General features: G+C 44.6%; 20 protein-coding genes and 1 other annotated feature. Of the genes, 10 read left to right on the top strand and 10 right to left on the bottom strand.

Annotation, left to right across the window (positions count from 1 at the left end; genetic code table 11):
• Positions 1-350 precede the first annotated feature (350 nt).
• The 3 genes from clpB to rluD all read right to left on the bottom strand — a co-directional run bounded on the left by clpB (position 351) and on the right by rluD (position 4,776).
• Positions 351-2,924: an ATP-dependent chaperone ClpB gene (gene clpB, locus H9L11_RS09605; RefSeq protein WP_005381873.1), complete on the bottom strand. Its 2,574-nt coding sequence runs from the start codon at positions 2,922-2,924 to the stop codon at positions 351-353.
• A gap of 144 nt (positions 2,925-3,068) precedes the next feature.
• Positions 3,069-3,797, bottom strand: coding sequence for a peptidoglycan editing factor PgeF (gene pgeF, locus H9L11_RS09600; protein WP_205390720.1), 729 nt, complete (start codon positions 3,795-3,797; stop codon positions 3,069-3,071).
• Between the two features lies 1 nt (position 3,798).
• Positions 3,799-4,776 (bottom strand): 23S rRNA pseudouridine(1911/1915/1917) synthase RluD, encoded by a 978-nt coding sequence (gene rluD / locus H9L11_RS09595; RefSeq protein ID WP_005381875.1) that lies wholly within the window; start codon positions 4,774-4,776, stop codon positions 3,799-3,801.
• 136 nt (positions 4,777-4,912) lie between these two features.
• On the opposite strand from rluD, the gene bamD reads away from it, so the two are divergent.
• From bamD to yjjX, 5 genes are all read left to right on the top strand, one after another.
• On the top strand, positions 4,913-5,641 hold the full coding sequence (bamD, locus tag H9L11_RS09590; protein WP_005381876.1) for an outer membrane protein assembly factor BamD: 729 nt from the start codon (positions 4,913-4,915) through the stop codon (positions 5,639-5,641).
• A gap of 148 nt (positions 5,642-5,789) precedes the next feature.
• Positions 5,790-7,271 (top strand): lytic transglycosylase F, encoded by a 1,482-nt coding sequence (locus H9L11_RS09585; protein ID WP_309474132.1) that lies wholly within the window; start codon positions 5,790-5,792, stop codon positions 7,269-7,271.
• 325 nt (positions 7,272-7,596) lie between these two features.
• Positions 7,597-7,923: a ribosome-associated translation inhibitor RaiA gene (raiA, locus tag H9L11_RS09580; protein ID WP_005381889.1), complete on the top strand. Its 327-nt coding sequence runs from the start codon at positions 7,597-7,599 to the stop codon at positions 7,921-7,923.
• 108 nt (positions 7,924-8,031) lie between these two features.
• Positions 8,032-8,153 (top strand) — a sequence feature (Phe leader region).
• Positions 8,154-8,165: 12 nt separating this feature from the next.
• Positions 8,166-9,344, top strand: a complete 1,179-nt coding sequence (gene pheA / locus H9L11_RS09575; protein ID WP_205390719.1) for a prephenate dehydratase — start codon at positions 8,166-8,168, stop codon at positions 9,342-9,344.
• A gap of 24 nt (positions 9,345-9,368) precedes the next feature.
• A complete protein-coding gene (yjjX, locus tag H9L11_RS09570) occupies positions 9,369-9,902 on the top strand; it encodes an inosine/xanthosine triphosphatase (RefSeq protein ID WP_005381891.1) in 534 nt (177 codons plus the stop codon).
• A 111-nt stretch (positions 9,903-10,013) separates the two neighbouring features.
• Here the strand turns inward: yjjX and trpR are convergent, their stop codons facing one another.
• Both trpR and sltY read right to left on the bottom strand, forming a co-directional pair.
• Positions 10,014-10,322 carry a trp operon repressor gene (gene trpR / locus H9L11_RS09565; RefSeq protein ID WP_005381892.1) on the bottom strand — a complete coding sequence of 103 codons (309 nt, stop codon included), beginning with the start codon at positions 10,320-10,322 and terminating at the stop codon, positions 10,014-10,016.
• Positions 10,323-10,335: 13 nt separating this feature from the next.
• Positions 10,336-12,273 carry a murein transglycosylase gene (sltY, locus tag H9L11_RS09560; protein ID WP_205390718.1) on the bottom strand — a complete coding sequence of 646 codons (1,938 nt, stop codon included), beginning with the start codon at positions 12,271-12,273 and terminating at the stop codon, positions 10,336-10,338.
• A gap of 373 nt (positions 12,274-12,646) precedes the next feature.
• Here sltY and ettA point away from each other — a divergent pair, with 373 nt between their 5' ends.
• The 3 genes from ettA (at position 12,647) to H9L11_RS09545 (ending at position 15,945) form a co-directional block, all read left to right on the top strand.
• Positions 12,647-14,314: an energy-dependent translational throttle protein EttA gene (gene ettA / locus H9L11_RS09555; protein ID WP_005381894.1), complete on the top strand. Its 1,668-nt coding sequence runs from the start codon at positions 12,647-12,649 to the stop codon at positions 14,312-14,314.
• A gap of 230 nt (positions 14,315-14,544) precedes the next feature.
• On the top strand, positions 14,545-14,904 hold the full coding sequence (locus H9L11_RS09550) for a PilZ domain-containing protein (RefSeq protein WP_031781006.1): 360 nt from the start codon (positions 14,545-14,547) through the stop codon (positions 14,902-14,904).
• A 39-nt stretch (positions 14,905-14,943) separates the two neighbouring features.
• The gene (locus tag H9L11_RS09545; RefSeq protein ID WP_005381900.1) at positions 14,944-15,945 is read left to right on the top strand and encodes a M23 family metallopeptidase; all 1,002 of its coding nucleotides are present in this window, start codon (positions 14,944-14,946) and stop codon (positions 15,943-15,945) included.
• 77 nt (positions 15,946-16,022) lie between these two features.
• On the opposite strand, the gene tyrA is transcribed toward H9L11_RS09545, so the two are convergent.
• The 3 genes from tyrA to nagZ all read right to left on the bottom strand — a co-directional run bounded on the left by tyrA (position 16,023) and on the right by nagZ (position 19,439).
• Entirely contained in the window at positions 16,023-17,150 is a 1,128-nt protein-coding gene (gene tyrA, locus H9L11_RS09540) for a bifunctional chorismate mutase/prephenate dehydrogenase (protein WP_005381901.1), read from the bottom strand.
• A 21-nt stretch (positions 17,151-17,171) separates the two neighbouring features.
• Complete coding sequence (locus H9L11_RS09535; RefSeq protein ID WP_005381904.1) at positions 17,172-18,248, bottom strand: 3-deoxy-7-phosphoheptulonate synthase; 1,077 nt, start codon at positions 18,246-18,248, stop codon at positions 17,172-17,174.
• 207 nt (positions 18,249-18,455) lie between these two features.
• Entirely contained in the window at positions 18,456-19,439 is a 984-nt protein-coding gene (gene nagZ / locus H9L11_RS09530) for a beta-N-acetylhexosaminidase (protein WP_005381905.1), read from the bottom strand.
• A gap of 99 nt (positions 19,440-19,538) precedes the next feature.
• Here nagZ and H9L11_RS09525 point away from each other — a divergent pair, with 99 nt between their 5' ends.
• Positions 19,539-20,651, top strand: a complete 1,113-nt coding sequence (locus tag H9L11_RS09525; RefSeq protein ID WP_064377041.1) for an anhydro-N-acetylmuramic acid kinase — start codon at positions 19,539-19,541, stop codon at positions 20,649-20,651.
• Between the two features lie 36 nt (positions 20,652-20,687).
• Positions 20,688-21,617 carry an N-acetylmuramic acid 6-phosphate etherase gene (gene murQ, locus H9L11_RS09520; RefSeq protein ID WP_005381910.1) on the top strand — a complete coding sequence of 310 codons (930 nt, stop codon included), beginning with the start codon at positions 20,688-20,690 and terminating at the stop codon, positions 21,615-21,617.
• Positions 21,618-21,668: 51 nt separating this feature from the next.
• On the opposite strand, the gene H9L11_RS09515 is transcribed toward murQ, so the two are convergent.
• Both H9L11_RS09515 and H9L11_RS09510 read right to left on the bottom strand, forming a co-directional pair.
• On the bottom strand, positions 21,669-21,941 hold the full coding sequence (locus tag H9L11_RS09515; RefSeq protein WP_005381911.1) for a hypothetical protein: 273 nt from the start codon (positions 21,939-21,941) through the stop codon (positions 21,669-21,671).
• A 114-nt stretch (positions 21,942-22,055) separates the two neighbouring features.
• Complete coding sequence (locus H9L11_RS09510; RefSeq protein ID WP_005381912.1) at positions 22,056-22,397, bottom strand: DUF2799 domain-containing protein; 342 nt, start codon at positions 22,395-22,397, stop codon at positions 22,056-22,058.
• Positions 22,398-22,512: the final 115 nt, after the last annotated feature.

The following is a 22,512-nucleotide window of genomic DNA, read 5'->3' as shown; positions in this document are numbered from 1 at the left end:
GATTGATAGGTCTATATTTTTAAAGAGCACACTTCGAAGTTCTCTTCAAAGTGGACGGCTATTTTAGCTAGATAACTTATCGTGTCAAACACTTTTTTAAGTTATTTATCTGCGAGTTAATTTTAACTCACTAACCGTAGTTGTTTAGGTTCCGCTTCACTTGCTTTCCCGTGACAACGGAGGCGCATTATAGGGAGTTCATTAAAGAACACAAGTGCATTTTTTAAAAAAACTCACCTTTTTAGTTTATTCGTATAGAAAACAGACAAAAGACTCTAAAAAACTATAGAAAAGGGGCCAAACGGCCCCTTTAGTGTGATTTTTATCTCAATTTTACTGTATCCATACAATTATTGATGAGCACAAATTTGGTCATTAGTAACAATTAGCTGCACTGTCTTGTCTGGAACGATTTCACCAGAAAGAATTGATTTGGCTAACGGGTTCTCGACATTCTGCTGAATTGCACGTTTTAAAGGACGCGCACCATACACAGGATCGAAACCAACTTGAGCGATCAAATCGAGCGCTTTGTCGGAAACTTCTAGTTGATAGCCTTTCTCCTCTAGTCGTTTCGCCAAACGTTCCAATTGAATAGAAGCAATGGACTTAATGTGTTCTTGACCAAGTGGATGGAACACCACGATTTCGTCAACACGGTTCAAGAACTCTGGGCGGAAGTGTTTGCTAACCACATCCATCACTTCACTCTTGATACCTTGATAGTCTAATGTTGCGAAATTCTCTTGGATACGAGATGAACCCAAGTTAGATGTCATGATCACAACCGTATTACGGAAGTCAACAGTACGACCTTGACCATCCGTTAAACGCCCATCATCGAGAACTTGCAGCAGAATGTTAAATACATCCGGATGCGCTTTCTCTACTTCGTCTAACAAAATTACCGAATACGGCTTGCGACGAACCGCTTCAGTTAAGTAACCACCCTCTTCATATCCGACATAGCCTGGAGGTGCACCAACCAACCTTGCCACTGAGTGTTTCTCCATGAACTCAGACATATCGATACGGACCATCGCATCTTCACTGTCGAACATAAAGCTCGCAAGTGTCTTACAAAGCTCTGTTTTACCCACACCAGTTGGACCTAAGAATAAGAAGGAGCCAATTGGTCGGTTTGGATCAGAAAGCCCAGCTCGACTACGACGAATGGCATTCGATACAACAGAGACCGCTTCGCTTTGACCTACCACACGATTATGCAGCACGTCTTCCATGCGAAGTAGTTTCTCTTTTTCCGCTTCTAGCATCTTGGATACCGGAATACCGGTTTGCTTAGAAAGTACTTCTGCAATCTCGTTGTCGGTTACTTTATTACGCAATAGCGTCATTTCCTGCATTTCAGCTTGGGTTGCAAGATCTAACTGCTTCTCAAGTTCAGGAATACGACCATATTGAAGCTCCGACATACGGTTTAGATCGCCAGCTCGGCGAGCAAACTCCATGTCCATACGAGCTTGTTCAAGCTCAGACTTAATATGTTGAGTACCAGAAAGAGCTGCTTTTTCTGTATTCCAAACCTCTTCTAGTTCAGCGTACTCACGTTCTTTTTCATTGAGTTCTTCATTAAGCGCTTTCAAACGCTTTTCACTCGCTTCATCGTGCTCGTTACTTAGTGCTTGCTGCTCAATTTTGAGTTGGATGATTTTACGCTCAAGCTTATCCAAGGACTCCGGCTTAGAGTCAATTTGTAAACGAATGCTTGAAGCCGCTTCGTCGATTAAGTCGATCGCTTTATCCGGCAACTGACGGTCGGAGACATAGCGATGTGACAAACTCGCCGCAGCAACAATCGCTGGGTCGGTAATTTCGACGTGATGATGAAGCTCATAACGTTCCTTCAAGCCACGTAAAATCGCCACGGTATCCTCAACGGTCGGCTCATCCACCAGCACTTTTTGGAAACGACGTTCTAATGCTGCATCTTTTTCGATGTACTGACGATATTCATCCAATGTTGTTGCGCCAACACAGTGCAGCTCACCACGAGCTAATGCCGGTTTTAGCATGTTGCCCGCATCCATTGAGCCTTCACCTTTACCAGCACCGACCATAGTGTGTAGTTCATCAATGAAGAGGATGACGTTGCCTTCTTCTTTAGCAAGTTCATTCAATACTGATTTTAAACGCTCTTCAAATTCCCCACGGTATTTCGCGCCAGCAACCAGTGCGCCCATATCCAGTGATAGCACACGGCGACCACGCAGACCTTCAGGTACTTCATTGTTAACTATGCGCTGCGCTAAGCCTTCAACAATTGCTGTCTTACCTACGCCTGGTTCACCGATAATCACAGGGTTGTTTTTAGTACGACGCTGCAATACCTGGATAGTACGACGGATTTCATCATCACGGCCGATAACCGGATCCAATTTACCTTGCTCTGCACGTTCGGTAAGGTCTATGGTGAACTTTTCCAATGCTTGACGAAGCTCTTCTGCATTCGGATCATTGACCTTTTGACCACCTCTGATCTTTTCGATTGCCTGGCTGACTTTTTGCTCTGTTAAGCCGATCTCTTTGAGCAATTGCCCCAATGGTCCGCGATCTTCTAAAGCGGCAAGCAGGAAGACTTCAGACGAGATATAGGAGTCTTGACGCTTTTGCGCCACTTTGTCACACAGGTTAAACAATGTGCCCATCGAACTAGAGAGCTGAACATCCCCACCGATGCCACTGACTTTTGGTAATCGATCTAACATTTCACTCAATTTAGAGCGTAAATGCGTTACGTCCACATCCAGCATAGTAAGCAATGGACGAATTGGACTGCCATTTTGATCAAGCAAAGCCACCATGAGGTGAACTGGCTCGATATATTGATGATCGCGCCCTAACGCTAGTGATTGAGCATCAGAGATAGCGATTTGAAACTTACTTGTGAATCGATCAAGACGCATATCTACCTTCCTAACCTCAACTAAAGGAAATTCTTTTGACAGTTAGAAAGATGGATACTCGGGTGGGGAATTTCAAGGGAGTGAATGAATAAAGATAGCTTTGCAAAAATAGTAGTATGCATCTTAGCACTTTGGTGCTTATAGCTAGTCTTCGATCCAAATAAAGGTTGCTTGTCGACCAGTCTTACCATCACGGCGATAAGAGTAAAAAGAGGCTTTATCTTGGTAAGTACAAAGTCCAGAATCAAACACTTGTGTCACACCAGCCCGGTTTAGACGTTGCGTTGCCAGCACCGACATGTCAGCAAACCATTTACCGTCGATATCGCGTGGAGCAAATGCTTGATTCGCCTGTGAATCAAAATCAACAAAAGCTTGCAGAACATCTTCACCCACTTCGAAGGCTTGAGGGCCAATGGCGGGGCCAAGCCACGCTATCACTTCACCAGAAAACAACGCTAACGCATTTTCGACAATGCCATTTGCTAAGCCACGCCAACCTGCGTGAACAGCGGCTACTTGCGTACCTTGTGTATTAGTCAATAATACAGGTAAACAGTCGGCGGTCATCGCTGAACAAACAACATGGCTTGAAGAAGTAAATACACCATCCGCATCAAGCACCTGTGTTGTTGGTTCATTTACTTGAGCCACAACGGTTGAATGCGTTTGGTTTAACCAGATTGGCGCATTTGGCATGCTTGCCTGTTGCGCCAACCAAGCTCGGTTCTTCTCTACTAAAGACAAATCATCCCCAACGTGAGTACCTAAATTTAGCCCTTGGTAAGGGCCTGTCGAAAATCCGCCTATGCGTGTTGAGGCGAAAGCTTTGACATTTTTAGGCGCTGGCCAATTCGGAATGATCGTCTTCATATTAGAATTCTTCCGGTAAGCCGTGCTCTTCTGTATCTTGACGAAGCGCTTCAGTCATCACAACCATGTCATCAGGCACTGGAGCATGAAACTCAAGAACTTCGCCCGTAATTGGGTGCTCAAAGCGCAGCATTACTGCGTGCAATGCTTGGCGATCGAAACCCCGGATCATTGCCGTTAGCTCTTCAGACGCACCTGTCGGGATGCGAGCACGTCCACCATATGCAATATCACCGAGCAACGGATGCTGAAGGTAAGACATGTGCACACGAATCTGGTGCGTACGACCCGTTTCTAGACGCAAGCGAATACGCGTGTGTTCGCGGAAGCGTTCAGCAACACGGTAGTGCGTTACTGCTGGTTTGCCCATTGGTGCTACCGCCATAAGCGTGCGCTTAGTAGAGTGACGACCAATCGGTTGATCCACTTTACCGCCCGCAGTCATACGACCAATAGCGATCGCTTCGTACTCACGAGTAATATTACGTTTTTGCAGTGCGCGAACCAGACGAGTTTGTGCAGGAACGGTTTTCGCCACCACCATCAAACCCGTTGTGTCTTTATCCAAACGGTGCACGATACCTGCACGAGGTACTTCTGCAATATCAGGGTAATGATGCAACAACGCATTAAGCACAGTGCCATCAGGCGTACCAGCGCCCGGATGAACCACAAAGTCACGAGGTTTGTTGATAACGATAATATCTTCATCTTCATAGACGATATCTAGCGGGATATCTTGCGCTTCCCAGCGTTCTTCATCTTCTAACTCGGCTTGCAATGTAATTTCCTCGCCACCCATTACTTTGGTACGAGGTTTAGTGACAACTTCACCATCAACTTGAACTTTCCCATCAAGCAGCCACTCTTTTAGGCGCGAGCGAGAGAAGTCCGCGAATAATTCGGCGATAGCTTGGTCTAAACGTTGACCTAACTGGCTATCTTTTACGGTATTTGTTAATACAATCTGCTGAGCCATATCGAACTTTTTTAAAAACTGTGAGACTAATGCTCACGACTGTGAAAAAATAGACTATTACGTCATTGTATCTGTTACTGGAAAGAAAGTAACGGCAGCTTAAGAAATATTTAGATTCAAGGAACAGACTCCTGATATGAAACGTCAGACTTTAACAGGCCTTTTAGCGGTATCCCTTCTGTTTGGATGTGCAAGCAAAGAAGAAATCGTTCCTGATGTGCCGCCTTCGGAACTGTATGCAGACGCACAGATTTCTCTTCAAAGTGGTAATTGGCTTTCTGCAATTGAGAAACTGGAAGCATTAGACTCACGTTACCCATTCGGTGCCTACTCTGAACAGGTGCAGCTTGACCTAATCTATGCGTACTACAAAAACGACGACCTTGCTTTGGGCTTGGCAACCATTTCTCGCTTTATGCGTTTAAACCCAACCCATGAAAAGATGGATTGGGTGCTGTACATGCGAGGTCTAAGCCACATGGCGCAAGATCGTAACTTTATGCATGATTTATTCAGCGTAGATCGAAGCGATCGCGATCCTGAACCGGTAAAAAAAGCGTTTGATGACTTCAAAAAACTACTTCAACGTTACCCGAATAGCCCATATGCAGAAGATTCACAAAAACGTATGGTCGCGCTGAAAAACCGTCTAGCGAACTATGATTTAGCGACTGCTGACTTCTACCTTCGCCGTGAAGCTTGGGTCGCTGCTATTAATCGCAGCCAAGAGCTACAAAAAGCGTATCCAGACACAGAAGCTGCACGTAAGTCACTGACTATCCAGCTAGAGGCCTACAAGCAACTTGGTTTGGAAGACGCCGTAGCAAGAACTGAAAAGCTTATAGAGCTCAACCCTGTGAAGTAATTGAACTTGCTTTAAACTGAACCGCCACCGTTTTTACCGTGGCGGTTTTTTATTACTCTCAATAGTGTATTCAGCCCTTTCTTGATGATCTTCCTAGCTCCACATATGCTTAAAGTTCTCCTCCCCCCTTTATAAAAAGGATGTGAACGTGACGATATCTAAGCTTTGCGCAGTTATGCTGCTCCTATTGTCTGCTTCCGTTTGCGCACTGCAAATCTCGCCGCTCAAACAGCCTCCTTATACCGGAGACCTCGATGTCATCAAGGAGAAGAATGTACTGCGCGTCTTAGTTTCTGCTGATTTAGGCTTTTACTACATTGAGGGCGGCACACCAAAAGGCATAGGCGCGGAATTGCTGGCGCATTTCGAAAAAGACCTTCGTAAACTCAAACCAAAGCTTAACGTACAAATTATTCCTGTTGCCCGCGACCAGCTACTGCCAGCCTTAGAAAACGGTTCAGGTGACTTAGTTGTCGCCAACCTGACTATTACCGACACGCGCAAACAGAAAGTGGAGTTCAGTTCACCCATCCTCACTGGTATTCAAGAGTGGGTAGTGACAAACAAAAGCACACCAGCGATGACGAAAATCGAACAATTGAGCGGCAAAGAGATTTGGGTGCGCGCCAGTTCTAGCTACTTTGAAAGCATTCAGACACTAAATAAGAAACTAAACAAAAAAGGCTTACCGCCTGTTATCGTGCACTTTATTGAAGAAACACTTCAAGATTATGAGCTGGTCGGAATGCTCAACAATGGTTACGTCAAAGCCATTGTTCTCGATAGCCATAAAGCCAAGCTTTGGCTGAAAGTGATGGATGATATTCGGGTTCACAAAAAAATCCCTATCCGCAAAAATGGCAAAATTGCTTGGGCAATGCGAGAAAATAGTCCCAAATTAAAAGCCGTCGTGAATAAGTTCATCCAGAAGTCTCGCTCTGGGACACTACTCGGTAACGTTATTTACGGTAAATACATCGATAACACGGGATGGTTGAACAGAGCTCTTAACCCTAAGAAAATTGCTCAACTAGAAAAACTCGCAGCGCTATTTTCACGCTATGGTGAGAAATACGATATCGACTATTTACTGATCGCTGCAATCGCTTACAAGGAATCAGGATTTAATAACGACCTAGTTGGAAGCCGAGGTGCCGTTGGCATAATGCAAGTCCTACCCAGCACCGCTCAAGATCCGAATATCAATATCAAAAATGTTCGACAATTAGAAAACAACATTCATGCTGGAGTGAAATACTTAGCTTTTTTGCGTAAGCAGTACTTCAGTGATCCTGATATTACTGCACAAAATAAACTCTACTTTACATTGGCGGCTTACAATGCGGGCCCCGGCAATGTAGAGCGTATTCGTAAGCGTGCAGCCCAACAAGGTTACGATCCTAATGTTTGGTTTAATAACGTGGAAGTCGTTATGCGGAAAAGTTTAAGCTCAACGGTTGGGTACGTCACAAGCATTAATCGCTACTACATAATATACAAACAACTAGAAAGTTTGGACCAAGTCAAAAGTCTAGAAAGGGTTTCACTAGCCCCAAAAGACCCCATTTTCATGATACCGCTACGAAAAGTCAGCCAAATGCCAGGCAGTAAAAAGCCGCTTGTACAGTAAGCGGCTTTTTAAATGGATTCATTGGAGAGACTCAGTGATCGTCATCACACCTTACGTGTAGTTAAATTTTAACCACCTCAAATATTAGGCCGTAAAACTTCCCTAAAAACGAGGCCGTTTTCAGCTGAGTACTCTATCCAATCTACGGATTTACTAACCGATAACAAGCAATTTCACGATAAATCTCAGAAGTTCTTGAGTGAGATCACATTCATTTTTCATCATAAAAAACCCGAGCAAAATAGTGATCTGAATCACATTTTTTTATGCTTAAAGCGGTAATCTGAACTCAACCCATGAGGGATGCAACAGAGGAAAAACACTTATGACAATGAATATCACTGGCAAAAACATCGAAATCACCTCTGCAATCCGAGCTCATATTGAGAGCAAATTTAAAAAACTGGAGAAATGGCAAGTAGACCTAATTGGTTGCCAAGCAACTTTCAGTGAGGAACCAAACAAACAGAAGAAATTCGAAGCGGTTATCAAAGTTCCTAAAGGCCAGCTCATTGCCTCAGCAACTCACGAAGATCTTTACGCAGCTATCAACGAAGTGGAGCAAAAACTAGAACGACAATTGAACAAGCTGACCCACAAACCTGAAGCTCGACGTGCAAGTAAGCCTGAGCTAGTGGAAGAAGAAGAGTAAACTGAACAGATTGAGGAAATAGCGCCGAAAGGCGCTATTTTTTTGCTTGACGCTCTCCCCAGCCTTGCTTATTGTGTTTAAACACTCATAAATTAAGCACTATTTATGCATTTAACCTCACTGTTTATTTTTGACTTCTTTTTCCTCCCATAGTTGGAGGGGCGAACTCGTTTGTGAAAGAAAAGTCAAAAACAAACAGAAAGCCTCCCAAATCGGGAGGCTTTTTTATAAGGAAAGAATTGATGACTGACCAACCTATTTCCCTCGAAGAAATTCGTTTACGCTTGAATGAGTTGGATGACCAACTTCTCTGCTTATTGTCTGAGCGCCGTAAACTCAGCATTGAAGTAGCCAAAAGCAAAGTACAAACCTCAAAGCCTGTTCGCGACGCCGTCCGTGAACAGCAATTATTGGTCAAGCTGATTTCTAATGGCCAAGATAAATACGAACTTGACGCGCAGTACATCACCAAACTTTTCCATACCATCATTGAAGACTCAGTTCTGCTTCAACAAAGTTATCTGCAAAATCTCGTTAACCCACAGCAAAGCCGTAAGCCACTTGCTCGCGTCGCTTTTTTAGGAGCCAAAGGCTCTTATTCGCACTTGGCAAGTCGTGAATACTTCAGTCGTAAAAATACGGAGCTTATCGAGCTCAACTGCGAGCACTTTAAAGAAGTGACTCAAACGGTTGAATCTGGCCATGCTGATTATGGCGTTCTGCCAATCGAAAACACCAGCTCAGGCTCTATTAATGAAGTGTATGACTTACTACAACACACGACGCTTTACATCGTTGGAGAGCTAACTCAACCAATCGAACACTGCTTGGTTGCGAAAAAAGACATTCGTCTGGAAGATATTAAAACGCTGTATTCTCACCCTCAGCCACACCAACAGTGCAGTGAGTTTTTAAGCCGTATGAAAGGGGTAAAGCTGGAGTCCTGCGCGAGCACAGCAGATGCAATGCAGAAAGTCCAAGAGATGGATCGTGATGATGTAGCTGCAATTGGTAATGCATCAAGCGGTAAGCTATATGGCTTGCAAGCAATTCAAGGCAACATCGCAAACCAAACCGAAAATCATACTCGCTTTATCGTGGTTGCTCGTAAACCGGTTGAAGTTTCTACTCAGATTCCAGCAAAAACCACATTGATCATGTCGACCTCCCAAGAGGCAGGCTCATTGGTTGAAACACTATTAGTGCTGCAACGTTACGGCATCAATATGACCAAGCTAGAATCACGCCCAATTATGGGGAACCCGTGGGAGGAGATGTTCTACGTAGACTTGACATCACATCTTGCTTCGACAGAAATGCAACAGGCACTTGAAGAGCTAACAAAAATCACTAAGCACTTGAAAGTATTAGGCTGTTACCCGAGTGAGAACGTAAAGCCTACGCAAATAAAATTGAGTTAATAGACACCAGTGAGTAAAAAGATCATGGCAACCCAAAAAGTCGTAATCGCATCGCTAAACCCAGCCAAAATTAATGCAGTTCAAAGTGCATTTCGTAATGCATTTCCGCATCAAGAGTTCAACTTCGTTGGCATCAGTGTACCGAGTGAGGTCGCAGATCAGCCCATGACGAATGAAGAAACTCATCGTGGTGCGCTAAACCGCGTTAAAAACGCAAAAGTAGAGATGCCAAACGCGGATTACTATGTCGGTCTCGAAGCGGGAATTGAAGCAAACGTGACGTTTGCTTGGATGGTGGTTGAATCAGAGACTCACCGCGGTGAATCTCGTTCTGCAAGCTTAATGTTGCCGCCAAAAGTCTTGGAAAAACTCAAGGATGCGAATGAATTGGGAGATGTAATGGACGAAGTGTTTGGTACTGATAACATCAAACAGAAAGGTGGCGCTATTAGCCTGCTAACCCAAAACCAGCTAACTCGAAGCTCGGTCTATCACCAAGCCTTGATTCTGGCTTTAATTCCATTCACAAACCCTGAGCACTTTCCTTCAAATTTATAACACTCAGCCTAGTCTCTAGATACGCAAAAAGGGCGGATATTTCCGCCCTTTGTAATACGTAATCTTAGTCACTTGTAACACCAAGGCCTAAAAGCAAATTGGATATACTGTCTACTTAGATACTGCAACTTGTTCTAACAAGACTTTCAACTTGTCTTTTTCTTCATCAGATTTCGACTTTAGTTCATTAGAGCCACGAGTAATGGTGGCAATGCCCACACCAAGCATCTGACTGATCTGACGTTGAGATAATTCTCCTTTAAGAAGTTCGTTAATTATATTAACGCGTGATATTAATGACTCTCTCTCATCACGTGACATCAGCATAGTTAACAGCATGTCATCTTGCTGGGTGCCCATACTTGTTCGAATTAGCTCAATAATCTGTTGCCAGTCTTTGTACTCGGGTTCGTGCGACATCAAGTTACCTCACTCAATACTTGGTATTGATCTCATGTTGATTCAAGAACGCGCCATCGATACCCAAAAGATCACGATAGTATGTTTCAAACATCAAGATGTTTTGTACATAACCGCGCGTCTCTTTAAATGGAATTGCCTCAATAAAGGCATAAGCATCCACTTTTCCTTGGGTACGCTCTCGCCACGTTTTTACTCTGTTAGGACCTGCATTATAAGCAGCAAGAGCAAAAATACGATTATTATCGTAATCCTCTAATAAACCTTGCAAATAATGGCTACCAATTTCGATATTTTTTCCTACATTGTAGAGGTCCTGCGTACCTTGATAACTCAACTTATATTTACGTGCCGTGTACTTCGCCGTCGCAGGCATGATCTGCATAAGACCACGAGCGCCAACTGGAGAGCGGGCTTCAACATCTAACGCACTTTCCTGTCGAGCGAGAGACATCATCGTGACGGGATCAATGTTGTGCTTTTTCGCATAAAAGTTAAACCACCAGCGGTGTGCTATTGGGAACCTAAGTTCGATATTATCCCACATCTGCGCTTGAATACTCGCGGTCACCGTTAGGTTATGCCAACGTTTAAATGATGCATAAGCCGCCAACATCGCCTTTTCATCTTTTCCTACGCGGCGCAGTAAGTGTGCCCATTCACTCTTCGCTGCTGCGATTTTATCCGTCGCGATCAACTCTTCGATACGAGCTAGCGAGTCTTGATAGGGTTGAACAACTTTCTTGTCCAACTTAACCGTATGCGTTGGGTATTTGATTGATTGCCCGATTGCATTGGCGGCAGCCACACTGTAGAAGTTTCGTTGCCCAAGCAGAGTTGCTAAACGCTGTTTCCCCGCGATGTCATCACCTAACGCTATTTCACTTCTTCCAAGCCAATATTGCCAGCGTAGCGTGGCTTGTTCTTCTTTATTTAGAACAGCAATCCACTCTTGTACGCCTTTCCAATCTGCATTTTGAATCGCTAAGCGGATGCGCGTTTCAATCAACGGTAAGTACTGACTGGTTTTCGTTTTATCATCGCGCCATTTAGCTAATGACTCAGACTCCGTACGAGTCAATCGAAATGCAATATAGTCGGCAAGTTCTTGCGCTTTTTCTGGAGAAAACTTCTGTCCTTTAATGACGGCATCGTACGCACCTTGTGCTTGGCTAGTGTTCATGCGAGCCAACTTTTCTAACGCATATTCACTTTGCGCTCGATTAAAATCATTCGCAGGTTTTTTCTTCGCGAATTCCCCAACACTTGAAGGATTATCAAACAACGCTTTCATTTCTTTGGCTTGTTGCTTTGCCTGCGCTGATTTAGGCAGTTTGAGCAAGTAACTCATCAAACCGCCATTACGAGCATCAAACGCCAGTAACATACGCTGTAGAATCAGTTCATCGGTACGCTCACCCGCCTTGTCCCATGCTTCAAATAATGGGTCACACTCATCAGCAATGCTGATGCCACGTAACCACATATGTTCAGCCCCTTTAAACGCCGCGACTTTCTTGCCTTGCTTTAATTGAGCTACGTAGAAAATACATTGGTAACGCTCACCACTAGGAATGACTTTTTGAAACTCAGTAATGGTTTTCCAATCTTTTTGCTTATAAAGATGATTGAGGTATGGAGCGCGAACTCGACGAGAAAATGGAAAAGACTCGTGCTCAGAAATAAACTCGTTCACCTGTTGTGGTGACTTTTCCGGTAACTGTCTAATAAAAGTGCGGTAATCCACATAAGGCGTTAGTGGATAGTCAGAAATTTTAGGACGAATCGAAAGGTATCCGTCGATGTCATTTTTATCTAATAAATCTTGAGCTTGCTCATATACTTCGCGCTGCTTTTCCAAACTCAGCGCGGCATTAGCACTCAAACTCATAGCACACAACGCGGCGGCGCAGCATACGTTTTTAGCCAATTCAGATACGTTGAATCTCATTTGTGTCATTTTCCCCAGACATATACTGCCCTAAAGCCTAGTTTTGTTAGAGTTCATGTGATGTTAAGGCAATTTTCACACATGCATCTATTTACACAGAATGCAGATGTCCATGTAAAGCAACTTAGTGTATTAAAAATTGTACTCGTCAAACTTTTAAGACGATGGAGACAAAGCGTTTCTAACTCGCATAGAAAACACTTCGTCATTCTTAACGAATAACAAAAGTGTATACCCTAACCGTGTAAGTTTCCGGTCAGCTCAAAATAAGAAATCCATTCGTTAGGGAAATTCTTGCAATGCGGTAACAAAAACAAAGCACTTGGTATAAAATGATGGGTTTGAATGACAGTTAATTTAGGAACGATCGGCAATGGCTGAATACGTATATACCATGTCGCGGGTGAGCAAAATTGTGCCACCTAAGCGTCAAATTCTTAAAGACATCTCTCTGAGCTTCTTCCCTGGTGCGAAAATCGGTGTTTTAGGTCTGAACGGTGCAGGTAAATCCACACTGCTACGTATCATGGCAGGTATCGACACGGATATCGACGGTGAAGCGCGTCCACAACCTGGTCTAAACGTAGGTTACCTACCTCAGGAACCAGTATTAGACGAATCAAAAACCGTTCGTGAAGTTGTTGAAGAAGCGGTTGCTGACGTTGCTGACGCTCTGAAACGTTTGGACGCAGTCTACGCAGCATACGCTGAACCAGATGCAGACTTCGACGCACTTGCAAAAGAGCAAGGCGAGCTAGAAGCCCTTATCCAAGCGAAAGATGGTCATAACCTAGAAAATGCGCTTGAGCGTGCGGCAAACGCACTTCGTTTACCTGAATGGGACCAAAAAATTGCGCACCTATCAGGTGGTGAACGCCGCCGTGTGGCTATTTGTCGCTTGCTACTTTCTAAGCCAGACATGCTATTGCTTGATGAACCTACCAACCACCTAGATGCAGAATCAGTGGCTTGGCTAGAGCGCTTCTTAGTGGATTACACAGGTACCGTAGTAGCCATCACCCACGACCGTTACTTCCTAGATAACGCTGCGGGCTGGATCTTAGAACTGGACCGTGGTGAAGGTATCCCATGGGAAGGCAACTACACCTCATGGCTGGAGCAAAAAGACGCTCGTCTACAACAAGAAGCCTCCCAAGAGAGTGCTCGCCAAAAGACTATCGAGAAAGAGCTTGAGTGGGTACGTAAAAACCCTAAAGGTCGTCAAGCGAAGTCAAAAGCACGTATGGCTCGCTTTGAAGAACTGCAAAGCTCTGATCACCAAAAACGTAATGAAACCAATGAACTGTTTATCCCACCTGGTGAGCGTCTAGGTGATAAGGTTATTGAAGTGAAGAACCTGACTAAGTCATTTGACGGTCGTGTTCTGATTGATGACCTGTCATTCAGCATCCCTAAAGGTGCGATTGTTGGTATCATCGGTGCGAACGGCGCAGGTAAATCGACGCTATTCAAGATGTTAAGTGGTACTGAACAACCAGACTCGGGCACAATTGAGATGGGCGATACAGTAAAACTAGCATCTGTCGATCAGTTCCGTGACAGCATGGACGATTCTAAAACCGTATTCCAAGAGATCTCTGAAGGTGCTGATATCATTAAGATCAACAACTTCGAAATCCCAGCTCGTGCATACTGTTCACGCTTTAACTTTAAAGGCAGTGACCAACAAAAGATTATTGGTGAACTATCGGGTGGTGAGCGTAACCGAGTCCACCTTGCGAAGCTTCTTAAAGCGGGCGGCAACGTGTTGCTACTCGACGAACCAACCAACGACCTTGACGTTGAAACACTGCGTGCTCTAGAAGAAGCATTACTAGAGTTCCCTGGTTGTGCAATGGTTATCTCGCACGACCGTTGGTTCCTTGACCGTATCGCGACCCACATCATTGACTACCGTGACGAAGGCCAAGTTAACTTCTACGAAGGTAACTACACAGAGTACATGGATTGGTTGAAGAAAACATTGGGTCCTGAAGCCGCAGAACCACACCGTATCAAATACAAGCGTATTGCGAAGTAATCGCAACCCACAAAGTTTGATTGTAATTTGTACAAAGGCCGCTATCATAGCGGCCTTTGTTTTCTTTGTTATAAAAAGAGCTCATTAGCCCGTCTCGTTCGTTAAGAACATGACGTTGCACTTACGTCACTCTGTAGCGACCTCGACACTTTTCAAACAACAATCGAACACTTTTTGTTCGTATTGATATACTATTCAATTCTGTTTGACGACCTGACGAGAATATTCATATGACAGAGAGACGACGCTTTTCACGTATTCTCCATCAAGCTCCAGCTAAGATAGAACAACGTGATTTGGCAATTGAAGCTAGGATTCAAGATCTTTCCTTGCATGGTTTACTCATGAAAGTGGAAGAGACTGAGGCTTTGGATCCAACCCTTCCAGTCCATGTGACTTTTTCATTTGATCAATCCGAACAAGTGATTACGTTAAAAGCGCAAATTGTGAATGTTTCTAAGTGTGAGATTAGGTTGAAGATCGCTAAGGTAGACATCGAAAGCATTAGCCAACTAAAACGATTTATAGAATTGAATGTAGGCAATAACGACCTTCTGAATCGAGAGTTAGAGCACCTCTCTGGTTTTTAGGAGAAAAATAAATGAACGCCTATTTAAGTAACAATAACTATGTCTAAAAAAATCATCATGCAGATCCCGACGAAAGACGGCGATCAGCAGTTCTATTTGGGCCGCAGTTCGGTCCTAGCAGTATTTGCTTCAGTATTGGCATTACCCGCCGTCGTTGGTGGCGCGTGGTACCTTAATCAGCAGCAGATGCACAATAAAGACGAACTAACACAAATCATCGCCAAACTGGAAAGTGAAAAGGCCGAAGTGACGGCTCTTTACGAAGAACAGCTTGATACCAATCATTCGCTTTCCCAGTCTTTGACGGACAAAAACAATCAAATTCAGCTATTGGGCAAACGGGTATTCGACGTTGAATCGGTTTTAGGTCTCGCAGACGAAGAGTTGATGATCGATGAGAACAGCATGGGGTTAGAGGAGCGAATTGACGCAGCCGCTATCGATTCTGCTGTTCGAGCGACGATGTTCCGTTTGATACCAAATGACAGTCCAGTCACATACCAACGTATTTCTTCTTCTTACGGCAGTCGTATTAATCCGATTTCAGGTAAGAGGCATGTTCATACTGGTATCGATCTGACTTGTAAAAGAGGAGAAGAGATCCTGGCACCGGCTGACGGTGTGGTGGAAACCGTTCGCCCGAGCAATCGTGGTTATGGTAACTATGTCACCATTCGTCACTCATTTGGCTTTATGAGCTCCTTTGCTCATCTACAACGCTTCAAAGTGAAAAGCGGTCAGTTTGTTAGTAAAGGCGACATCATTGCTCAATGCGGTAACTCTGGCAACTCCACAGGGCCACACTTGCACTATGAAGTACGCTTCCTCGGACGAGCACTCAACCCTCAATACTTAATGGAGTGGACGCCAGAAAACTTCAATGACGTCTTTGAAAAAGAGAAAAAAGTGAAATGGGGACCTTTGGTTCAATTGATTGATAACGTTGTACGTCTACAAGTCAATTTAACCAATTCACCCTATCGCGATACCAGTATCAACACAGTATCAAGTGAAGATACGAGTAATACTGCGACGAACTGATTTGTCCATCAACACGAAAAAGAGCAGCTTACGCTGCTCTTTTTGTTTCGGACTCTGCACGGCTAAATGACCCGTGATTAGCCGCGATGAATATTATCATTCGCCTGTTTGAGTAAGTTTTGGCTCTCATTCATAAATTGTTGAGAATAAGTACCAAACCAATCACTCACCTGCTTAAAGCTTTCGATGAATCGCGCTTTGTCTCTGCTATCCAGAATCGCTACCGCATCACCTAAACGCTGATGGAATCGCTTGATCATATCGATATTCTCTTGAGAAGAGAAAATGATATCACCGTACAAGTTCGGATCCTGACCAAACAGTCGTCCCACCATCGCCAATTCAAGGCGGTAGATTGGCGAGCTTAACTTCAACAACTGATCGATGTTCGGATTCTCTTTGCTAAGGTGCATACCGTAAGCAAACGACGTGAAGTGGCGCAGCGCCTGAATCAACGTCATGCCATGATCGTGCTCTTGTGCATCGATTTGGCACAAGCTTGCGCCCCAAATCCCAAACTGTTGCAATAGCCATTGGTAATGCTCGTGACCACGGCCATCACAGTACACAATAACCTGCTTGGCAAGGCTCGGAACATCTGGGCCAAACATTGGGTGCAAACCAACCACAGGACCTTGGTGCACATTCAACATTGCTTGCAGAGGCTTCGACTTGATAGAAGTCAGGTCACACAGAATGCAGTCTTGCGGCAAGTTCCCCAGTTTTTCGATCACCCCTTCCGTTAGATGAATCGGCACCGTGACCACGACTAAACCCGCGTTGTCTAGAATCTCATCCGCATGATCCCAGTCTTTACTGCCGAGAACTTTGACCTGGTAGCCCGACAATTTGAACATACGCCCAAACAGGCCACCCAATTGACCATTACCACCAATAATAACAACTGAGCGTAAATCAGGGTTCAAACACTTAAAACCGGAATCTTTCTCGCTGGCATAAGACTCACGCATTGTTCGACGCAGAATATCTTCAATAAGCTGTGGAGGAATTCCCATTTTTTCAGCTTCAGCGCGACGAGAAGCTAACATCGCCGCTTCGCGGTCTGGAGCATAAATTGGCAAACCATGTTCGCTTTTTACTTCCCCAACTTTCTCTACGAGCGCTAAACGCTGAGCCAATAGCTCCAACATTTGCTTGTCGACTGCATCAATCTGATCGCGTAATGCGTTAAGTTCAACTGCCATTGATGTTCCTTAAATCCTGTATTAATTAGCCTTTAGACGATTTTCTAAGAAAGGCACTAGCTCTTCATGTGCATGACGTAATAGTGCCTCAGTTGAATCCCAATTGATACATGCGTCAGTGATAGATACACCGTATTTCATCTCTTCAAGAGCTAAGTCAGAAGATTGATTTCCTTCATTGATATGGCTTTCAATCATAAGACCGATAATAGATTTATTGCCTTCACGGATTTGATGAATCACATCCTCCGCGACTAATGGCTGGCGACGGTAATCTTTACGTGAGTTGGCGTGACTGCAATCCACCATTAATGAAGCATCAAGACCAGATTTCGCCATCTCTTGCTCACACTCAGTGACTGATACCGAATCGTAGTTAGTTTGCTTGCCGCCACGTAAGATCACATGTCCATTAGCATTGCCCTGGGTGGTCAACAGTGCGACTTGTCCCTCACGGTTAATTCCCATAAAACGGTGGCTAGAGGACGCAGCTTGCATCGCGTTAATTGCGGTTGCCAAACTGCCATCGGTGCCATTCTTAAAACCGATTGGCATAGACAGGCCGCTTGCCATTTCACGGTGAGTTTGTGACTCCGTCGTACGAGCACCGATGGCTGCCCAGCTAAAAGTATCCGCCAAGTATTGTGGGCTAATTGGGTCTAGAGCCTCAGTCGCGAGCGGGATTTCCATCTCTGCCAACTCCACCAGAAGTTCGCGTCCAACATGCAGACCGTGTTCAATATCGAAACTGCCGTCTAGGTGTGGGTCATTGATCAGGCCTTTCCAGCCGACCGTGGTGCGCGGCTTCTCAAAGTAAACACGCATAACAATATACAGTTGGTCACTTAGTTGTTCAGAGAGTGCTTTAAGTCGCTTTGCGTAATCCTTCGCCGCTTCTACGTCGTGGATAGAACATGGACCGCATACAACAAGCAGGCGGTGATCCTTCTTGTGAATAATATTAGCGATAGTTTGACGAGACTCTTGAATAAAGCGACGTGCTTTTTCACTCAAAGGAAGCTTGGTTTTTAGTTCCTCCGGAGTAATAAGAACCTGTTCTTCGATAATATTAATATTGCTCAACTCACTTTTCTGCATAACTCTAACCTGTATATTTATTTTTACACCCAACCAAACCTTTGGTGAGACAACTAAGCTTTAACGACAAGATAACAGGCTAAAAAAGAAAAACAAGCGTACAGAATAAAAAACATTTAGTGTAAACCTAGGTTTACAGTTAAATAAAAAGCCAAAGTATAATTAACTTTGGCTTCTCATCGCTGTTTTGAATCTTTTACAAGAGGTTTAGCTAGTCAAGCGTTTCATCGCTTCACTCGCCGCTTTCCACTCTTGAGATAGCTTAAGTTCGCTTGGAGAAAATGACTGTTTTTTCAGTAATCCATCCGCGAGTGGCACGGTTGAAACCGGTAAGTTGTCTAATACCTCAACGTGCGCTTCTCGTTTATTACACATTAACAACATATCGCAACCAGCTCTCAATGCTTGAGCACCTCGCTCGGCTGGGCTGCCCATAATCGCAGCGCCTTCCATGGTCAAGTCATCCGAAAAAACCAAACCTTTAAAACCCAATTGCTGACGCAGGACCTGTTTTAACCAGTATTCAGAACCGCTGGCTGGTTGAGCATCATAATGTGGGAAAATCACGTGAGCAGGCATCATGGCATCTAAAATACCGGCATCAATTTGCGCTTTGAAGATCGCCATATCTTGTTCAAAAATATCACTGCGCTCATCGTATGGTGTTTCTAGATGTGAGTCTGCAATCACGCCACCATGTCCAGGGAAGTGCTTGCCTGTCGTTGCCATGCCAACACTCTTCATTCCCTGCATATATGCAGTGCTATAGCGAAGAATGGTATCGGCATCTTCACCGAATGCGCGGTTACCGATCGCTTTACATTGATGGCCTTGGTCAAGTACCGGGGCAAAGCTTAAATCAATATCATGGGCAATCAGCTCTGCTGCCATTAACCAACCGCCCATACGAGCAAGCTCTTCACCATTTTGATGTTTAGCGTACTCATCAGCAGCAGGAATTAATGAGAAACCTTCACGAAAGCGCTGCACTCGGCCGCCTTCTTGATCCACACCGATCAAAAACGGGCGCTTAGCCGCCTTTCGGATGGATTGAGTAAGTGCTTGAAGCTGTTCGCTATCATGATAGTTGCGAGCAAATAGAATTAAGCCACCAACCGTAGGATGCTCCAAGATTTCTTTGTCTTCAGCGGTCAGTTCATACCCCGCAACGTCAACCCATAACGGTCCCATGTTTTCTCCTCAAAATCGGCTGAATATCTCGTATTCGATGAGGTTATTCGCTTCAGATTTGCTTTACAATAAGTGAATGAAGAATTGACGAGATCGGCTATGAAATTTAACGAACTATACATTGGTGTGATGTCTGGAACGAGTATGGATGGTGTTGATACCGCTCTAGTTGAAATAAGCGATGAGCATGTTCGCCTGATTGCGCACGACGACTACCCAATGCCCGCAGCACTAAAAGACATGCTGTTATCTGTTTGTACCGGTCAAGCAACAAATTTAAAAGCCATAGGTGAACTTGACCATCAGCTCGGCCACCTATTTGCAGATGCTGTGTTACAGCTGCTCAATAAGTCTGGTTACGTCGCAGAGCAAATTCGTGCGATTGGTAATCACGGTCAAACAGTGTTCCATCAGCCTACCGGAAACTTGCCGTTTACCACTCAATTGGGCGATGCCAACATTATCGCGGTCAAGACAGGCATTGATACGGTAGCGGATTTTCGTCGTAAAGACATGGCGCTAGGTGGACAAGGTGCCCCACTCGTCCCTGCTTTCCATAAAAGCATTTTTGCGATGCAGGATTCCACAACTGTGGTGCTTAACATTGGAGGCATTGCCAATATCTCTGTACTGCATCCAGAACAACCAGTCATTGGCTATGACACAGGCCCGGGCAATATGTTGATGGACGCATGGTGTGCGCTGCATAAAGGGCAAAGCTTCGACGAAGATGCACAATTTGCACTTAAAGGAACGGTAAACGCTACTTTGTTGACTCAATTACTCAAAGAAGCTTACCTCACCATGCCAGCCCCTAAAAGTACCGGACGAGAACTGTTCAATATTGACTGGCTGCATCAACAAATGGTCCATCACAAGTTACCAATCGAAGACGTACAACGTACACTTTGCGAGTATTCTGCAATTACCATTGCCAACGAAGTCGACAAGTTTTCTCATGGCATCACACCTCAACTATTGGTCTGTGGCGGTGGAGCAAGAAACCCGCTTTTGATGCAACGACTGGCCAAGTTATTGCCACAATGGAGCGTTGCGACAACGGCAGAAAAAGGTGTTGATGGCGATTACATGGAAGCAATGGCGTTTGCTTGGCTTGCGCAGCGTCATATTCACGGCCTCCCCAGCAACTTACCGGAAGTTACGGGGGCAAGTCGTCTCGCTTCACTGGGTGTACTCTATTCAAAAAATTAAGGGCAATAGATCCTAAACAAAAAGGCTTAATTCATTATGACGAACGATGCACTTATCGCAGCTTTATCCCATCTGGTATCTGAAGGGCGAAATCCAGACACCATGGACATCGACTTGCTGCCTTCTCTCGATATTGTTCAACGCATCAACCAACAGGACAAACTCGTTCCTCTTGCCGTTGAAAAAGTATTGCCTGAGATCGCTGAAGCCGTTGATAAGATCACGGAAGCATTTAAGGTCGGAGGTCGGTTGTTTTACATCGGTGCGGGTACCAGTGGTCGACTTGGCGTTTTGGACGCTTCAGAATGCCCACCAACTTTTGGCACAGATCCAGAGATGGTCGTTGGTATTATTGCCGGTGGAAAAGAGGCAATGTTCCGTGCAAAAGAAGGGGCGGAGGACGACCCTACATTAGGCGAGCAAGATCTTAAAGAGAATACGCTAACACAACGCGATGTCGTCGTTGGTATTGCGGCAAGTGGACGAACACCTTACGTGATTGGTGGCTTAGAGTATGCGAACGAGCTTGGTGCCACCACTGTAGCACTATCTTGTAACCCTGACTCTCCGATTGCAGATATTGCCGATATTGCGATTAGCCCCGTTGTTGGACCTGAAGCGTTAACGGGGTCCACTCGCTTAAAATCAGGGACGGCACAAAAACTCGTACTAAACATGCTCACTACCGCAAGCATGATTCGCCTGGGCAAAAGTTATCAGAACTTAATGGTAGATGTGAAAGCGACGAATGCAAAGCTAGTTGCAAGAGCGGCTCGTATTGTTATGCAAGCAACAGATTGTACTAACCAAGAGGCTAAAACGGCGCTCAAAGAAACGGACTACGACGCCAAGTTAGCGATTTTGATGATTTTAACCGGGCTGGATAGAGAAAGCGCGACTGAGCAACTGAACGCCAAGCAAGGATATTTAAGAAAAGTCGTGATCGCGCAAACTAATCAATCTTAATCAATAAAGCGCCTCACTTATTTAAAAGTCAGGCGCCTTTTATGGCTTAATTTAGTAGTTTAATCGTTCAATGTGAGTAATACCGACTTTACCTTCAAGGTCACTGAACATATGAACCATTGCTGGGTATGGTTGTGCTCCAGGGTAGACAACTTCTGCATTACAGAAAAACGCATAGTTTTGTCCGGCTACGACTTGAGTAGCCACAACCAAAGGGGAGTATTTGACACCGACAAACCCCTCGATACCTTTAGCAAATACTTCTTTATTCTCTGCTGTGAGTTCATGAAATGGACTCCAGCCACCAGCCATTTGCGTTGACATAATGTGATTCCTTTTTTTCTGTGCTCACTATCAAGCAGTATGAACATAGTTTAATAAGGAAGATTTTGCCACATTTATGTGATGCAGACAGTGTAACAACGGCTTTATTGACTATTAATTTGAGTATTCATTCCAACCACGTTGCCATTCCATGCGGAATTTTTGCGCTTGCTCAGTACCTTCACAAACCCCTTCGTAATACTGACCAGATAACCCCATTTGATACGCAAAAGCAGGATTACAGTACTCACGTAAACCTTCTAAATAACCTTGGTCGTAGTCACTTTGCTTAACACTACCCAACTCACGAAGCTCGCTCATCGTGCGCGATGTGTGTCCGGTTATGCCATCTTGATATCCGATCTGATGCCAATCTCCCGACTTGGCAAGATCTGCTGTCGTTGCTGTGCATCCTGCAAGTAAAGCCAGTGCCAGACCTACCGTTACCTTTTTCATGGTTCTTCCTTAAGTAATTGTTTTCAAAAATAAGCTTACCACTAATTATTGGCGCTTGCCGCTGAGCTTGCAGATTTAACCACTGATGACTCAAATCAGCCGCTCAAGACTGTCA

The sequence above is a fragment of the Vibrio sp. sp1 genome (assembly GCF_016920955.1).
Taxonomy (GTDB): Bacteria; Pseudomonadota; Gammaproteobacteria; order Enterobacterales; family Vibrionaceae; genus Vibrio; species Vibrio alginolyticus.
Note: the sequence above shows the minus strand (reverse complement) of the source record. Positions and strands in the feature narration are given on the sequence as shown.

Coding starts and splice junctions, on each gene's coding strand:
- clpB (WP_005381873.1), bottom strand. CDS start 2,924: ATGCGTCTTGATCGATTCACAAGTAAGTTTCAAATCGCTATCTCTGAT.
- pgeF (WP_205390720.1), bottom strand. CDS start 3,797: ATGAAGACGATCATTCCGAATTGGCCAGCGCCTAAAAATGTCAAAGCT.
- rluD (WP_005381875.1), bottom strand. CDS start 4,776: ATGGCTCAGCAGATTGTATTAACAAATACCGTAAAAGATAGCCAGTTA.
- bamD (WP_005381876.1), top strand. CDS start 4,913: ATGAAACGTCAGACTTTAACAGGCCTTTTAGCGGTATCCCTTCTGTTT.
- raiA (WP_005381889.1), top strand. CDS start 7,597: ATGACAATGAATATCACTGGCAAAAACATCGAAATCACCTCTGCAATC.
- pheA (WP_205390719.1), top strand. CDS start 8,166: ATGACTGACCAACCTATTTCCCTCGAAGAAATTCGTTTACGCTTGAAT.
- yjjX (WP_005381891.1), top strand. CDS start 9,369: ATGGCAACCCAAAAAGTCGTAATCGCATCGCTAAACCCAGCCAAAATT.
- trpR (WP_005381892.1), bottom strand. CDS start 10,322: ATGTCGCACGAACCCGAGTACAAAGACTGGCAACAGATTATTGAGCTA.
- sltY (WP_205390718.1), bottom strand. CDS start 12,273: ATGAGATTCAACGTATCTGAATTGGCTAAAAACGTATGCTGCGCCGCC.
- ettA (WP_005381894.1), top strand. CDS start 12,647: ATGGCTGAATACGTATATACCATGTCGCGGGTGAGCAAAATTGTGCCA.
- H9L11_RS09550 (WP_031781006.1), top strand. CDS start 14,545: ATGACAGAGAGACGACGCTTTTCACGTATTCTCCATCAAGCTCCAGCT.
- H9L11_RS09545 (WP_005381900.1), top strand. CDS start 14,944: ATGTCTAAAAAAATCATCATGCAGATCCCGACGAAAGACGGCGATCAG.
- tyrA (WP_005381901.1), bottom strand. CDS start 17,150: ATGGCAGTTGAACTTAACGCATTACGCGATCAGATTGATGCAGTCGAC.
- H9L11_RS09535 (WP_005381904.1), bottom strand. CDS start 18,248: ATGCAGAAAAGTGAGTTGAGCAATATTAATATTATCGAAGAACAGGTT.
- nagZ (WP_005381905.1), bottom strand. CDS start 19,439: ATGGGACCGTTATGGGTTGACGTTGCGGGGTATGAACTGACCGCTGAA.
- H9L11_RS09525 (WP_064377041.1), top strand. CDS start 19,539: ATGAAATTTAACGAACTATACATTGGTGTGATGTCTGGAACGAGTATG.
- murQ (WP_005381910.1), top strand. CDS start 20,688: ATGACGAACGATGCACTTATCGCAGCTTTATCCCATCTGGTATCTGAA.
- H9L11_RS09515 (WP_005381911.1), bottom strand. CDS start 21,941: ATGTCAACGCAAATGGCTGGTGGCTGGAGTCCATTTCATGAACTCACA.
- H9L11_RS09510 (WP_005381912.1), bottom strand. CDS start 22,397: ATGAAAAAGGTAACGGTAGGTCTGGCACTGGCTTTACTTGCAGGATGC.